Origin of the sequence: Prevotella melaninogenica ATCC 25845 (assembly GCF_000144405.1) — a bacterium.
Lineage (GTDB): Bacteria > Bacteroidota > Bacteroidia > Bacteroidales > Bacteroidaceae > Prevotella > Prevotella melaninogenica.
Window position 1 is genome coordinate 624,400 of sequence record NC_014371.1, and the last position, 16,308, is coordinate 640,707.

A 16,308-nucleotide genomic window follows, 5' to 3' on the forward strand; every position below is an offset into this window, starting at 1 on the left:
TTAAGTATTTTCTTATTTACAACTTGTATTTGCAAATGTAATCAATAATTCTGAGAAAGACACTTGCAAATAGAGTTTTTTTTGTATTTTTGCAGCTATATAAACCGAGGTTTTGCGAAGAATAATATGTTCGATAGCATATTTCTCAATGAAAGAATTATATTTAATATTGAAACTTTACATAAATGGATTTAAATTTTGAAGGTATACTCCTCGCAGTATGTACGTTTTTAATCATTGGACTTTGCCATCCACTCGTTATAAAAACAGAGTATTATTTCGGTACAAAACCTTGGTGGCTATGGCTCATTGCGGGCATTGCTTGCTGTGTAGCAGCCTTGTTTGTACAAAGTATCTTCTGGTCTGCTCTACTCGGTGTCCTTGGAGCTTCATTCCTTTGGGGAATTGGTGAGCTCATCTCACAGGAGAAGCGTGTCTTAAAAGGATGGTTCCCTATGAATCCTAAACGTAAGGAACACTACGAAAAACTTAGCAAAGACGAGTCTATATGCCCTTGTAAGCATAAGAAATAAAGACTATCAACTTTTCTTTTATCATCGTGCTAACGCCCCGCACATATGGTGCGGAGGCTTAACACCAATGGTGCCAACGGCTTATTACCTTACAATAGCTTGTCAAGATGATAGCATCTTATGATTCAAATATTGTTTAGGCATTATAAGTCAGTCTCAAAAATACAATCCCGTGATTTCCAAAAGAGAAATCACGGGATTGTTATAATGTATCATTTGAATCAGGAAGTGTGCTTCCCCAGATTATAATATCAGTTAAACAAACCTACACTAAAACCAATGTTATACAGGTTTGGATGTCCTGCAGTATTGGCAGAAGTAAAGTCTCCAAAGGCTTTCACAAACCACATAGAACGCGATTTCTTTATAGTCAGTGGGAACTGATACATCACCTGTAGACTTCCATGAAGGAGATTAGCATCATAATAAGGTAAGTCTTTCAGTAAGACACGCTCTGCGAGGATGGAAGTATTATCTGCCAATTCAAGGTCAGCACGTGTAGAAAGACTATAACCGAGAGTTACATCTGCCATAAGACGTTGCTTAAACAGCGAGATACCATTCTCTAATTGAAAGTTCACACGGCTGTAATCAGACGATGATAGCGGCAAAAGATGACGATTGCTTGCCTTATGTGTATCAATTAAAAAGCCTGTATAACCTTTAATAGAAGATGTCAAGTATCGACTCCTTGCTATTGAAGTAGTGTTAATGAAGTTAGCACGATAGCGGAAAGCGAAGTCGAACGTACGAACCTGATAGCGTTTGCGGAATTCTAACTGCTTCTCATAGGTGTAAGAAGTCGTTCCTATCTGTGGATCATTCTTGATGATCAACTGCTGACGATACTCATCAGCATAGCCTTGCAGCCAATCCAGACGGAAATCGGCTTGATGTAAGATTGTACCCGTGTACAAACGATTTTGTGATTGAGCGTTGTATCGATAAGTAAAGTATCTGCCCGGCTCATATTTATAAGTACCATAAGCATACTCTTCACCACGACTTATACCAAAACTATTCAATGTCTGAAAGCGTGCTGAACGATATCCATAATCAAATTCTGTCCCTAATTGGTGATTCACCCATTCACGATTAAAACTTGAATATCCACCGATTGTACCAGTTGCATTCTCCATACCAGAGAGAAGGTAATAGGTCAACGTAGCATCACTCTGCACTGTTACCAACGGACCCATCTTCTCTTTACGACGATCATAGTAACCCGACAAGCCGAGTGTATGGTTTCCCATCGTGTAAGAAACAGCTGGTGTCAGTCGATAATCAAGCAGTTGCGAACGAGAACGAGGGTCACGAAGTCGGGAAAGGTCACCTAACTGATAGTTTAGTTGTAGACCAAAACGCCAACCAGAGAAGTCTGTCGTACCCACTGCTGCCGTCATATCGAGGTTCTGATGATCATAACTTCCAGCGATAGCACTACCTGATTGATAGGGATTAGCATTGTAAGGGCGATACTGGTCAGCAAAAGCGCGATCCTTTGTACGACCAAGATTAAAATCTACCTTACCATAGCTGTACAGGTATTTACCTATTTTCTGATAACGTTCCGTAAAGAACTGAAGATTATTCATTGCTCCTCCTTCCTGCACACGATGATAGTCACCACCACGATGACTGAATCCTACGGATGCAAATCCTCTGTTTGAGGAATCATCAAGAGATAGTCCTGAAGCGTTGTTTGTGTTATGCCAGAGTTGTGTAAGACTTGCAAAGCGATATTCAGCCTCAACCATAAGAGAGTCAGAAGGCGTCTGTGCCATTGTAGGGAGTGTGAATAGCAATAAGTAAAGCCTTCCCCAGCCTCTTTGCAGTGAGGATTGTGCAAACTTGGATAAGCCTAAAACTATATGTGAAGTATTCATAAACTAATCGTTAATATAAATAATGATTGACGATGACATACGGAATTTATATTATGGAGTTACCGATGTTGACACCTGAAAATCATTAGTACTATTGTTTGTATCCATGAGAATGTTATGTCCGCCTGCTGCTGTAGAAGCTGTCTTACGATAGACAACCTCACCCGACAGACCTGCTGTGGCATTAATACTTATATAACCAGCATCAATGTCATTGTAAAGACGCTTCTCACCAACATCTGTACCCGTTGCCTTATGACGAAGGAAATCAACACCATCAATAATATAACGCTTTGGTAGAAGTCCATACTGTGTACCGCTTGTCTTGCCAAACTTATAAGTAAGTTTCAGTTGACTGATGTCTGCAGAAGAGCGGAATATAACCACACCTTGCCCTGTTGTGAGGATATTCATGTATGAAATACCCGAATAGATATTAAAGACATTCTGCAAAGCAGGTACCTCTGGATTGTTTAAAATCTTACCTTTCACATCCTTTGCTTCAAAGTTTGCGTTCAAGAGACTATGCTCTAACGGACTGTTAAGACTATGATCAATAGCACTATTCACCAAGAGAACAGTTCCACCTGGAGCTACCTTATAACTCTTATCAGTTGGTATACGGAACACTTGCTTAACCAATACGACTGAATCAGCATAGTTTGTCTTGAGGTTTTCGAGGGTATAAGCCTGTGGGACATCCGTCTCAAGCAGTCCAATATAAAGTCCAGCAACATCTACAGAATCGTTAGATTGATTGTAAAGTTCAATATACTGACCTGCTACATAGCGCTTATTATTATTGTCTTTAGAGCCAGCAGCATATATCTTACTGATGACTATATCTCGTTTTACAGAGAGAGTGGTCGTGAGGAGTAAAGGTTCTGAACCATTGATAAGTTGTGAATTCAAACTACCTGATACTGTTGCACCATTAATTACCTGACTACTTCCTGTAATTCTATTATACTCTGACGACGTTATATCCCATGAAGCAGAGATATTATAGACATCAGGAACAATATTAGAGAAGGTTGCTACGCCCGCAGCATCAGTCTGTGTAGAATAGGTAACACCATTCAATTGGAGGGAAACGGTATGCCCTTCTAATGTCATATGACCATTCAACTCATCGGGAAGTTGAAGTTGTACCTTAGCTGTTACAGCCTCTGAAGCATCTGAATAATCTACACAAGAACTAAAAACAAGCGCTACTGTGAGGATTGAAAATAAATACTTTATTGCTTTCATATCGTTACAAATTAACATAAAGCTCTACACCAAAACTAAACTTACCCGTGTTGCGCTGGCTTAACGTTAGTGAGTTGTTGCCTGTTAGGTATGGCTCATAATAAATCATATTGTTCACATAAAGAGAAAGACCACCAAAGTTACTAAGCTGTTTAGTAAGTCTTCCTTGCAAATTCCATTCTATTGGCGACTTTGAAGGCTTATTATCGCTAACACGAAGAGTAAGGTCATTAATAGCAACAACATCAACTCCTGTTGGACGTGACGCATAATACTGGCCATCCATACCCAAGAAACCTGACATCATGTCCGCTGTTATAGGATGCTCAATAAGGTCTGCACCAAAGTAACCTATAGGATTCTTATTTGCTTTAAAGGATGTATGCCAGTCATACCAAATTGCCTGAGCTGTGAACGAAGCCACCATCTTGAGTGCTGGAATATTCGTTACGACACGCAATGTATTGAGGAAACGACGATACTTTTCGTAATCTTGTCCTGAAGGATAGACTACTCTAAATGGTGTAACACTATAACTTGAATAAGACGATGACAATAATGCTGCCTTTACTGCTTCTGTATTGCGACCTGTTGAATAGGTCTTTGTCTCAGAATAAGCACCACTAAAGAAGAAAGATGTGTGCAAAGGACGAATCTCTCCAAGTTCAAAATCAAACTCTAAACCTTTATTAATAGAGGTGTTTGTATTACCAACTGCACCCGTTGTCATATAGCCATTAAAGGTACGATAAGGGTTTGTATAATCAATTGTTGTAGCCTGTCCCGGTGTTATATTCAGTCCTTGCGCCTGCGTAAAGATACTATAAGGATAGACAAAGAACTCACCTAAGGATTCAAAACCATTCGGTGTACGGTCACGATAGGCAAGAATACTCAGACGACGACCACCTTTCAGTTTAAAGTCTACGCCCAACTCAACCTTAGTAGTTGTTGCATTCTTCAAGTTCTTAGAGTAATCTACCTTGTAAGCCTGCGTATGATAGACAAGCAACTGTGCTGATGGATCAGACTGTGGGAAATAGTTAGCAGCCACACGGTCATCATACTTCGTATCAGGATAGAGATAAGCCAAGCCTGGAGTCTTAGAATTCATACCAATTCCACCACGAATATCAAGCCAAGGGGTAACGCTTAATGAAAGATTAAGACGTGGAGAAAGCGATGTTGTAGCAACATTACTGAAAGGTTGCATGGCTGTAAAGCGAAGTCCAAGGTTCGCACGCAGTCTGTTAATCTTATTAATATTCCACAAGAAGTTATCCTCTGCGTATGCAGCTATCTGATGTAAGCCTGGCACATCATTGAAAGCACGTGGACGACCATTGCTATTTGGTTGTAGTGGTAACAAATCATTATCGTTATAATAGCCCTTTCCACTATTCCAATCATAGCGGTATTCCACACCAACTTTAAAGTTCTGACGCGTCTTACCGGCTTTGAAATAGAAGGTATCATTAATCTTTGCAAACAGATTACCAGGTCTGCTCTCTGTTCTTCCAGTAGCCTTATAAGACTGTGTCTTCCAAGGTACGCTGAAATAGCCAGTCTCTTTAGATGTCAAGATAGGAAGCAAACCAGTGCTAACAGGTACAAATGCAGTTTGTACATTGTCTGTCTCTCCGTAGCTAAGACCTAACGTATAATTGAGCGAACGCATAAAAAGCTTATCAACAGAGATACGACCATTATGCGTCAGACCAACCGTTACGGTCTTATTCTTGGTTTCCGTACCATCTTGAATAGCATCAGGATCATTACCCGACCAGTCTTGTGCAGATAACAAGCGTAGCTTTGTCTCTGTGTGCCAACGCTTACTGAGGTCATAACTATAACCAAGATTAAAAGTATAACGATTATAACTGCGTGTCTTTTGACGTGGGTCGCCCCAAGCCTTAGCGTAATCTAAGTTTACATTCATTATACCTGCTTTGTTCAAAGAGAATCCCTTTGTCAACGAAGCATTTGTCATAGCAGGATTTACCTTCGCCTTTATTTGCCATGGAGTTACACCCACCTTGGAATGAACAACCACAAGACCACTTGTCAAATCGCCATACTCAGCAGAAGGAATACCACGTATTACTTCTACATTATCAATGTTATCGGCAGCTATCTGACGCAAATCTGTACCAGTAAAAGCCGTAGATGAGAATTGTCCTTGTGTCAACAATCCATTATTAGAGATAGGAACACCATCAACAACAATGCTTGAACCAAAAGCACTTGTATTATTATTACGGAGCGTACGGAGCTGTAGATTAGACTTCTGAGTCATGTCTACATTGCCCATCTCTTTACCTGGAATGAGCTGCATGATATCAGCTAATGACGAAGCCTGTAAGTGATCGATTGCCTGACGTCCAATAATAGAAGACGTGGAAGCGCCCGATGCATTCTGCTTTGCCGTCACAACAACCTCCTTTAATGCCAAAGAGGTTGGAACAAGCTGAACATTAACGGTTAAATCTTTCTCTACTTTGAACGTTGTTGTATAGGTTTCATAACCCACATAACTAACTTTCAGCGTAAACGTGCCTGTTGGAACCTTTTGGAATACTGCTTTTCCGTCTATATCCGTTACATTAAAAGAACCTAATGGATCAAGCGAACAGTTAGCCATAATCACACTTTCTTTCGTATTCTTATCGGTAACAACAATGTTAACAATATGACTTTCTGCTGCTTTTGATGTTCCTTGAGCTCTTAAAATTTGCCCTATCGACAACAAAAACAATAGAGCTATGAGCTTTATTACTTTCATTTAAAAATCCTGAAATTAATACCTTTAATTGTAAAACATATTGCAAAGGTATAGAAAATACAAGTATTAAGCAATACTCTAAATTAGGTGTTCTTTACCTAATAATTATGAATAATCATGTAATTTAGCCTTACAAAATGTGCATCTGTACCTTTTTATATCTTATTTCATAATTAATAGTATCCCAAACTTTCATTATTTACACTGGTGCTAACGCCCCGCACATATGGTGCGGAGGCTTAACACCATTCGTGTTGACTGCTAAATACATCGCAAAATACCGTAGTGGCAAGTCCAAAACGACAGTTAAAGAAAACGTCCATAGCAGGAACTTCAAACTCTACTATGGACGAATATTACAACCATAAAACACAAATAGTCTTCTTGTATATGGTTAGGAATTTACTTAAACAATTACTTTACTGTCACACGACGCTCACGAATCAGCTTAATCTGACGTAACAAATCGTTGTAATGAAGGAGGTTAATGCCTTCACTTTGTGCTGCTTGTGCCTTACAGAACTGCTCAACAGTATCTAAATGCTGCATGAGATAGAGCATAATATCTGAATTACTTGCACGGTCAGCAACGGTTGGTTTGTCTTTCTGAACAGGATTTAAAAGGCTATTCAGTTGGTCTACATAGTTACGCTCGAGTAAGCGACGTGTGCGTACCTGCATATCATTAAGACCAGTGAGCGGCTTCCAAACACTGTGGAACAAATCATTAAGATAGTCTTTGAACTGATAAGCACCTGCCTCACGCTGGTCCTTATAAATCTTATCCATAATAGTTCCGTTCATCATCACCTTCAGAATACGATCCTGATAAGTACTGATTTCGTCGACAAGATCGGTACCTGCTATATCAGTCATAGATGAAGGATAAAGCCAAAGTGGTGCTTCAAACACCTGACGACCGATATAGTCGACAGCATCTCTACCCTTCTTAGCTGGTGCAACTTCATAAGGTTTCTGCCCAGGCATATTGTTAATGTAACGACCACCAATGTTCTTCAGTACATGATTCGTATAACGTCCATACTGACCAACAACACTTCGCCACATTTCCATGCGGTCCTCGTACTGGTCGTTAGGCTGACGTGTCCACTCTGGAAGTTTTGCAACGATACGTTTCAAGTTCTTAATACCATAATCACTCGCCTTCACATTGTCATCTCCAAGGTCTTCTGTCTGTGCACGTGGGTCTTCATTCTTACCCTCACCACCAAACCAAAGACGCGGATTCTTAGCAAGAATGGCTGTTGTCTCAGTCATCAACTTCTCCTTCTCATCCATCTCATCTTTGAACTCTGGACGATACTGATAGCCCCAACGGATTGCCCACTTGTCGTAATCGTTCACACGTGGGAAGAGTCCGCGCTCAGAAATGCCATCTTCAGGCTGTGCAACGTAATTGAAACGAGCGTAGTCCATAATGCTGGCAGTGTGACCATGTTCCTCTACCCACTTCTTATCGCGTAGTTTCTCTACTGGAGTAGCATGGCTTGCACCCATATTATGACGCAATCCGAGTGTATGTCCCACCTCATGACTTGATACAAAGCGAATCAATTCACCCATAAGTTTGTCGTCCATGTGTGCTGTCTGTGCACGCTTATCTAATGGAGCACACTGAGTGAAGTACCACTTTGTCAAGAGGTTCATCACATTATGATACCAACAAATATGACTTTCGATAATCTCTCCACTACGTGGATCAACGATACGAGGACCATATGCGTTTTCAATCTCAGCTGGTAGATAACGAAGAACATTGAAACGAGCATCATCAACACTCATCGTTGGGTCATTAGGCCACTCTTTTGCCTGTATAGCATTCTTAAAGCCAGCAGCCTCAAAAGCAACATTCCAATCCTCGATACCCTTTATCAAGTATGGAACCCACTTCTTTGGTGTGGCAGGATCAATATAGAATACAATAGGTTTGATAGGCTCTGAAAGCCTACCCTTTGCATATGCCTTCTTATCTTTAGGCTCTAAACGGAATCGAGAGATAAACTGCTCACGGTCTGTCTTTGTCTGATCGTCGCTGAAGATAGTATATCTATTCGTAAAATAACCTATACGATTGTCCCATACTCGCTTACGCATAGGTACCTTTGGAAGAAGAACAACACTGGTGTTCAGTCCGATTGTCATCGCACCTGTATAAGAAGCTGGTACCGCAGAAGGTGCACTTGAATAAGTACGTGTCGTAGCAATCTCCACATTAATTGGATAAACCTTCATCGTATCTATGAAAGTACGGTCAGACATCAGTCCACCTAACTTCAATTGCTTAGAGTTATCTGACGATACACTCAGCACTGCATTGTCTTTAACAAACAATGGTGTGACATCAATCAGCTGTGCCTTAGTATCCTTGTTACGTCCAATCACCTTGAACGAAGCTACGATAGGATCAGCTGTTGAAGCTTTCAACGTACGCGAAATACTACTCTTTGGATCAGCTTCCTGCGAAAGAACGTAGGCACGAAGCAACATTGTCTTGTCATCACGTTGCTCAAAATAAACAGTTTGTTGGTTTACTGCCTCTCCAGCAAACTTACCAAAGTTCTGTGGAACGGCTGTAAAACGAGTCACAGCAAGCAAATAACGACCGATAACTGAGTCTGGGACTTCAAAGTACCATTGGTCGTCAATATGTCTTACAGTGAAGAGTCCCTGCTGTACACTTCCTTTTTTCTTTACAAGTTGTTCATAAGCAGAAGGCTTTTCTTTCTCTTTCTCAGGTGCTTTACCTTTCTGAACATTCTGTTTTGTAGTGTCTATGCGCTGTGTAATCGTATCTTTTACAGCACGATAGACAAACCTGTTACCTGCTACACCTACTCCACTTCCGAGCATAAGCGCAAGCAGACAGGCTGTTGCTTTTCTGTTGATTGACATAAATTTATAGTAACTTTACTTTGTATTTACTGTTTGAGATAATAAAGATAACCCTATTTCAATATGGTTGCTTTACGGATACGGACATCAACTAATGGACGGTCATTGGCGTCAACAGGCTGGCGTTGAATACGTTCAACAACATCTAATCCATCTAACACCTGCCCAAAGACAGTATACTGTCCGTCCAAATGAGGCGAACCACCCACTTCTTTGTACATTTGACGTACCTCAGGTGTCATCTGCACCGTGCTGTCTGTATGTTCGTTAAGGCGTTTCTGTGCCCAATCAAGCTGTCCATCAGAGAACTTTATACCCCATACAATATAGAATTGTGAGGCAGATGACTCTCGTTTAGGGTTGACATCATCGCCCTCACGAGCAGCAGCAACAGCTCCACGACGGTGCAAAAGCTTCGGATAATCTATCTCTGCAGGGAGCGAGTAGGTCTCTGGTGTGTCACCTAAAGCCTGTCCTGGCTTTGCTTTCTTTGAGCCCATATCACCTGTTTGAATCATAAAATCTTTAACAACACGGTGGAACAACACCCCATTATAGGCACCACTTCGCACCAACTTTAAGAAGTTATCACGATGACGTGGTGTCTCATTGTAAAGTTGAATACGAATGTTTCCACTGTCTGTTTCTAATAACACTTCATGGCGTAATGTGTCAGTTAAAGACTGTGCATGAACATTAGCTACGAATAAAGCCAGTAAAAAGGAATATATTAACTTCTTCATCTGTTTTAATAAAGCATAAATTATTCGCAAAGATAAACAATTAAGAACAAATAACCTAATTAAGCGGAGATAAAAAAGCGGCTAAAAGACGACATATGTCGAGGAAAGAACGTACCTTTGCACAATGAATGCAGGTCGTTGGTAATATCTTCTCGTGAATTATTTACGTGAAAAGAGGGGGTTATTTTCATGAATATAAATGTTTTTTATCACGTAAATAAAAACTTATTTCTATGAAAATAATTTGTGAAAGCAAGTCTATATAAATTAAAGTAGAGAAAGAGAGTATTCATAATAACGACTGAATTTCAATGATTTAATATTAATTTAAATTACAACAAACAACTAATGACACAAACAAAAAGTATATTTCAACGACCACTGTGGGTGACTATCTTTGCCCTCACAGCTGCCATTGCATGGGGCTGGGCCTATCCTTTGATTAAATTAGGCTTCTCAGAGTTTGCCATCACGGCAGATATGACCGGCTCGAAAATGCTTTTTGCTGGTATTCGTTTCTGTCTTTCGGGACTAATAGTATTGGCGATTGCAGGTTCCAAGAAGCGTGATTTCAAAGTGAGAAAACCTATAGATTGGTGGTATATCCTTCTATTCTGTATGATGAATACCACCTTACATTATGCCTTCTTCTACTTTGGATTATCACATAGTGAAGGTTCACGAGCAGCCATTCTCAACTCGCTTAGCGTCTTTTCTGTCGTCATCTTTGCTTGTATCTTCTTCAAGAGCGACCGCATGACAGTCAAGAAGATTATAGGTTGTATTGTTGGTTTTGCTGGTATTCTATCACTAAACTTGGGTGGAGCTGAGAGTGGAAAGTTCACTTGGTTAGGTGACGGAATGATTATTCTCAATGCTCTTTGTGGTGCATCAGCATCACTGCTTACGCGTGGATTAGGCAAACGTGTAGATGTATTTGTTGGTACAGGCTACAGCTTAGCAATAGGTGGTGCATTATTGATTATCCCTGGACTAATGATGGGTGGTGAACTTCCACAGATTACCCTTTTAGGTATTACCTACCTACTCTTACTCATCGCTATTAGTACATTAGGTTTCACGCTCTATAACAAACTACTCACTTGCAATCCTGTTGGTAAGGTAGCTATCTACAATTCATTGATTCCTGTTGTCGGTGCAGTTACCTCTTGCCTATGCCTTGACGAAACATTCTATATCAAATATATGATAGCTGGTGCATTAGCAGCAGGGGGTATATACATTATTAATAAGAGTTAGACACCTAAACAGCTACTTTGTGCAAAGAAACCATAGCTATAGAATGTCCCCAAAAGATAAATTCTATAGTACGATTGTCACATAATAGCAGCTTAACATCAATCCGATTGTAAAATAAAATCATAGTATTAGAAAACAACTAAGGCTTAATTGCATTCGAATTAAGGCTTAATTGACGTGCAAAAGGGCGTTAGTTACATCCCAACTAACGCCCTTTTGCAATGCTATTAAGCACCTATTACCTTACAGCTTTTTAACTACCTGTTTATCTGGAGCTTACAAATGCATCCAAAACAGTAGTATTTTGAAGAAAAACATGATATAAAAGCCATTAAGATTGTAATAATATTTCAAATCTATCGACGGCCGTGATAACCCATACTATGCTTCTCGTCATGTTTGAAACGAGTAGCAAAATCGGGCTTTTCCATCTCTATAGGATTTGCATTCAGCTCTGGTTCGCCCATCCACTCTACAATCTTATCCACCCAAAGGGCAGCACCTTGACGTGTTGGATGAATACCATCCGCTCGAGAAGCAATGACAGAACTACTGTCAAAGAATCGACCTTCACCCGTACATTCACGTATCACATCAACTATTGTTCTATCTTTTATCTTCTTCCAAGGGAGAGGACCAACCCATACATATGGAATATTACCAACACGACTCAGAATCGTTTGAATTGCTGTTTCACGTCTACTATAATCCTTATAACCTAAGTCATTGGTACCTAAGCTAATAATTATATAAGTAGGGCGCACTCTTTCAATCTGATATTGAAGGTCGGCAGCAATCGCCCAGTCGCGTGTTGTGCTACCATACCATACGATTGAATGAAACTTAAAACCGTTCTTTACAGCATAATCATTAAATCGAGAGCCAAGACCATCAGCCATAGAATCACCAATGAGAAGTACTACTTGGTCACGACTTTCTGCTACCTGCGACACTCGGGTTGTCGATGTGGGCAATGGTTCCATTGCCATCTCGTCTACCGAGGCTGAAGCTGTTTGAGATTTAGCAGCTACTGGCATTACATCTGGCTCTACTGATTTAGCCGGTTCGACATCATGTTCGTTTATTCCGTTAGCATCCTGCGCTGAAACAGCAGGTGACAAGAGGAAAAGAAATAGTAATACTATAAAACACTTTATTGTTCTCACAATTATTTATTTTTGCGTTTAATGGCGTGGTCATACCGCCATATCTCTACGCTGTTAATAATGTTCTGCCACAAGATGTAGCAGCCTGGACCCACAGTTGACAATGGATTCAGATAAGTGTAGGCTATCCAGATAGCAAAAGCAGTGTTCTTCTGCCCTAAAGCCTGTCCCGCATTAATCGTACTGCGGAAGAAATGACCAATATATCTGCCCATGGCAAATTGTATCAAGCAAAGTATTAATGCCAACACTGCAATCAACAAAAGGAAGCTGACAGCTACCTCAGCATGGACAATATTCTTTACTGTTGTGCCTGAAACGATGAGTAATGAACATCCCCAAAGATAATAACTAAGGTTGTTCACACTGATTACCCATTGATAGAACCTACATAAAGTGTGCCAATGTTTCGTTATATAAGCCAAAATCATCGGTACAACTAATACCAGACACACCTTATAAAGAATTGCCACAAAAGCACTCCAGAAAGTTATATCTGCTTCAGCATCAAGCAAAGGAAAGCAGACTGGTATCAACAAGGCACAGAGAAAGTTAGAGAGGAAGGTATAAGTTGTCATTTCCTCAAGGTTTCCACCTAACTTCTGTGTAACCACTGCGGCTGCTGAGGCACAAGGACAAATGATACAAGTGAGTAGAGCTTCAAGTAATATGAGCGACTTACCTGTGACATGGAAGAACAAGATTGCCCCAATAACGACCGCAACCATCAACACTTGAGAGAGTGCTATCCAAAGATGCCACCCTACTGGAATTAGCTTACGGAAGTCTACCTTGCAAAAGGTAACGTATAAGACGAGGAACATAAACAATGGAAGAGCTGCGTCAAGGATAGGAGCAAAAAAGTTTGCTGCGCCATCCAAGGCTGGTATAAAGGCAAAAACAAGGTATAATAAGCTACCTGTAGCTATTGACACTGGTAGTGTCCACTCCTTTATAAATTGTATGATTCTCCTCATCTTTTATCATCAAATCATGCAGTTTCTCCCCCTTTTAAGAAAGAGAACGGACTGCAAAGGTACGAAAAAAGACTGAAAATCAGCAATATAATTCAAAAATCGTAAATATGATTAAGACAAATTCAGAGTTTACAAGTATAGAATACATTAATTAAACGACAAAGAATAAAGACAAAAAATCCGCTTCTTCCGTTAAATGTGTGGACGCTTTTCATATTGCTTTAATGTAAGAAACGAAGTAACTCATTAAACAAAAATATGGCTGAGATAGTCAATTATCTATCTTTTTATCATCCACTTTCATTGAAAACAATTTCATTTAAGACTTCAAAAATTTATAGACAAGAATTTGAAAAATCATTACATGATTTCAAGTAAAACATCTATAATTAATGGCAAAAGCACATATAAAAAGCTGCTCTATAATCAACAGGAAATCAATTAGTTATAAAGTAATAAAGTGAAAGGTGCTTAATTAGACTTCAAAAGGGCGTTAGTAAGGATCTTAAAGGGCACCTTTTGCAAGCCAATTAGGCATCTTTTAGAAGCCAAAAGAGCATGTATTGGTTTTGAACTACACGAAAATAGTTTACAATTTTCAACTAATGAGGGAATAAGTTGTTTGTATAAGACAGATAGACATCGCACCTAATTACGTTTATCGTGTAGTTTATCCCCCGTTCTAAAACCCTCTAATTGGGAGTAAACATACTGGTGTTGGGTGATAGTTATTGGGTGTTGAGCCTTTATAAAACTATCTTATTGGAGGAAATCATACCATGTAAGTGAATTAATCTCATTCTATTAACAATCTACGCATTTAACGGAGGAGCCAAAAATCCCACCAACTTCGCAGTTGGTGGGACCCATTCAAGTATATATGAAGCTATAGAAAAGCGATTAGCTTTTGTTATCTTTCGCGCAGACCATTTACTGCTCCAGCACTATTCTTTGCATAGTCGTTCGCCTTAGCAGAACCAAAGGAAGCCTTGCTTGAAGCTCTTGTCAACGCATTTTGAGCCTTTGCACTTGCTGGTCTCTGACGAGCAAGGTCGAAACGCATAACATCTGTTGTGTTTGTACTGCGTGCTACACCATAGAAGGTGTCATAACCCTTTGTCTTATCATATCCTAAGTGGAACCCATCATTAGTAGCATTGATGTCAAGATTGAAGATAGTACCAGTCTTTGTGTACTTTATTTCAATGTTTCCATTATCCAAAACTTTCCAAGAGAATGCCAATGTCTGTGTGTTACCTTGTGCATCAGTATCTACCTCAACACCATTACCTTGAAGTGAATTAGCAGAAGAATTATACTGGAAGAACTTCATATTAGCTCTAAAACTATTGCGCTTACGCTGATGTGTTGTATCATCCGTGTACTCAAGAGTCATATTACCATCCCACTCGCCAGTAAGTGTCTGTGCCTCAACCAGTGTATTTACTTGTCCATTCTCCTCCTGACGATAGTTATTATTCCAATTATAACTACTGTTATAACCTACCGCATCCATAAAGGCGTAGAACTCTTGAGTCGTTGCTTCTGGATAATTGTAATAGAACCAGTTGTAAGCTGTATAATAACTTGAGCCACTTGGGTATTCACGCAGGTAGTTTCGTACCGCATCACTTACCAAATCATTATAGTAATAGTTATTATCTCCCCAAGGATCATCGTCACAGCTTGTCAATGCCAATGGACTCGCAACTATTGCAAGTGCCATGAAAAATTTTGAAATTCGTCTCATACTCATATCCTATTTAATTCTTATTCTTTGTTTATTTACTGATGCAAAAATAGTGAAATTATAAGATGTTTATCGAGTAAATACACTATTTGAAGATAGGGAAATCCCTATTAAAGAAGATTCCACTCCATATCATCAACCCGAATAAAGAATCTTCAATAATCTATTACGAATTAAATCGGTTACTAAAAAACTCCTAAACAATGAAGGAGGAAACAAATAAAATTCGTACATTTGCAACACACAAATAAGTAAACTATATAAAGAGAAGATAAGAAACAGAAATGAGAACAGTTTATGAATTCTCTGTCAAAGACAGAAAAGGTAAGGCATTTTCACTGAAAGAGTTTTCTAATGAGGTGCTACTGATTGTAAACACAGCTACAAAATGTGGTTTCACACCAACTTACGAGGAGTTGGAGGCACTCTATGAGAAGTACCATGCACAAGGATTTGAAGTACTTGATTTCCCTTGCAACCAGTTTGGACAGCAGGCACCAGGTACAGACGAAAGCATCCATGAGTTCTGCAAACTTACATACGGCACAAAATTCCCACGCTTCAAGAAGGTAAAGGTGAACGGTGAAGACGCTGACCCACTCTTCAAGTTCCTCAAGGAGCAGAAGGGCTTTGCTGGTTGGGATGAGTCACATAAGCTCTACCCTATCCTCGACAAGATGCTTTCTGAGGCTGATCCTAACTATAAGGAGAATCCAGATATTAAGTGGAACTTCACCAAGTTCCTTATTAATAAGAAGGGACAGGTCGTTGCTCGCTTTGAACCAACAGAGAGCATTGAGAATATCGCAAAGCAGATTGAAGAATTACTGTAGGAAAAATGACTTGCAAATAACTCTCTCTTAAGGAGATAAAAGCTATTGGCAAGATAACATACAAACAAAAGATAAAAGGCAAAGGGTTTAGTGCTCTTTGCCTTTTATTATTTATCATACTTATTGCTATCCAGTAAACATAAGCCTACTTACTTCATATTTTGGATTTACTTGTAGCAGATATGGGGTTTCCTAATGTTTGTTTGCCTTTACT

The 16,308-nt window shown here is 39.6% G+C and carries 11 protein-coding genes; 3 read left to right on the forward strand and 8 right to left on the reverse strand.

Going from position 1 to position 16,308, the window contains the following annotated elements; translation table 11 throughout:
* The first annotated feature begins 185 nt into the window (after positions 1–185).
* Positions 186–533, forward strand: coding sequence for a DUF4491 family protein (locus HMPREF0659_RS09535; RefSeq protein WP_004359509.1), 348 nt, complete (start codon positions 186–188; stop codon positions 531–533).
* A gap of 251 nt (positions 534–784) precedes the next feature.
* Here the strand turns inward: HMPREF0659_RS09535 and HMPREF0659_RS09540 are convergent, their stop codons facing one another.
* From HMPREF0659_RS09540 to HMPREF0659_RS09560, 5 genes are all read right to left on the reverse strand, one after another.
* Positions 785–2,419, reverse strand: coding sequence for a DUF6850 family outer membrane beta-barrel protein (locus HMPREF0659_RS09540; RefSeq protein ID WP_013265620.1), 1,635 nt, complete (start codon positions 2,417–2,419; stop codon positions 785–787).
* 51 nt (positions 2,420–2,470) lie between these two features.
* Positions 2,471–3,670, reverse strand: coding sequence for a DUF4876 domain-containing protein (locus tag HMPREF0659_RS09545; protein ID WP_013265436.1), 1,200 nt, complete (start codon positions 3,668–3,670; stop codon positions 2,471–2,473).
* A gap of 4 nt (positions 3,671–3,674) precedes the next feature.
* A complete protein-coding gene (locus tag HMPREF0659_RS09550) occupies positions 3,675–6,452 on the reverse strand; it encodes a TonB-dependent receptor (RefSeq protein ID WP_013265430.1) in 2,778 nt (925 codons plus the stop codon).
* A 414-nt stretch (positions 6,453–6,866) separates the two neighbouring features.
* Complete coding sequence (locus HMPREF0659_RS09555; RefSeq protein WP_013265092.1) at positions 6,867–9,365, reverse strand: zinc-dependent metalloprotease; 2,499 nt, start codon at positions 9,363–9,365, stop codon at positions 6,867–6,869.
* Between the two features lie 53 nt (positions 9,366–9,418).
* On the reverse strand, positions 9,419–10,108 hold the full coding sequence (locus HMPREF0659_RS09560; RefSeq protein ID WP_013265200.1) for a peptidylprolyl isomerase: 690 nt from the start codon (positions 10,106–10,108) through the stop codon (positions 9,419–9,421).
* A gap of 348 nt (positions 10,109–10,456) precedes the next feature.
* Here HMPREF0659_RS09560 and HMPREF0659_RS09565 point away from each other — a divergent pair, with 348 nt between their 5' ends.
* Entirely contained in the window at positions 10,457–11,368 is a 912-nt protein-coding gene (locus HMPREF0659_RS09565; RefSeq protein ID WP_013265461.1) for a DMT family transporter, read from the forward strand.
* A gap of 356 nt (positions 11,369–11,724) precedes the next feature.
* Here the strand turns inward: HMPREF0659_RS09565 and HMPREF0659_RS09570 are convergent, their stop codons facing one another.
* From HMPREF0659_RS09570 to HMPREF0659_RS09580, 3 genes are all read right to left on the reverse strand, one after another.
* Positions 11,725–12,534 (reverse strand): SGNH/GDSL hydrolase family protein, encoded by an 810-nt coding sequence (locus tag HMPREF0659_RS09570; RefSeq protein WP_013265849.1) that lies wholly within the window; start codon positions 12,532–12,534, stop codon positions 11,725–11,727.
* 2 nt (positions 12,535–12,536) lie between these two features.
* A complete protein-coding gene (locus HMPREF0659_RS09575) occupies positions 12,537–13,511 on the reverse strand; it encodes a bile acid:sodium symporter family protein (RefSeq protein ID WP_013265207.1) in 975 nt (324 codons plus the stop codon).
* 910 nt (positions 13,512–14,421) lie between these two features.
* The gene (locus tag HMPREF0659_RS09580) at positions 14,422–15,261 is read right to left on the reverse strand and encodes a hypothetical protein (RefSeq protein WP_044046190.1); all 840 of its coding nucleotides are present in this window, start codon (positions 15,259–15,261) and stop codon (positions 14,422–14,424) included.
* A 284-nt stretch (positions 15,262–15,545) separates the two neighbouring features.
* Between HMPREF0659_RS09580 and HMPREF0659_RS09585 the strand changes: the two genes are divergently transcribed.
* Positions 15,546–16,094 carry a glutathione peroxidase gene (locus tag HMPREF0659_RS09585; protein ID WP_004359516.1) on the forward strand — a complete coding sequence of 183 codons (549 nt, stop codon included), beginning with the start codon at positions 15,546–15,548 and terminating at the stop codon, positions 16,092–16,094.
* Positions 16,095–16,308: the final 214 nt, after the last annotated feature.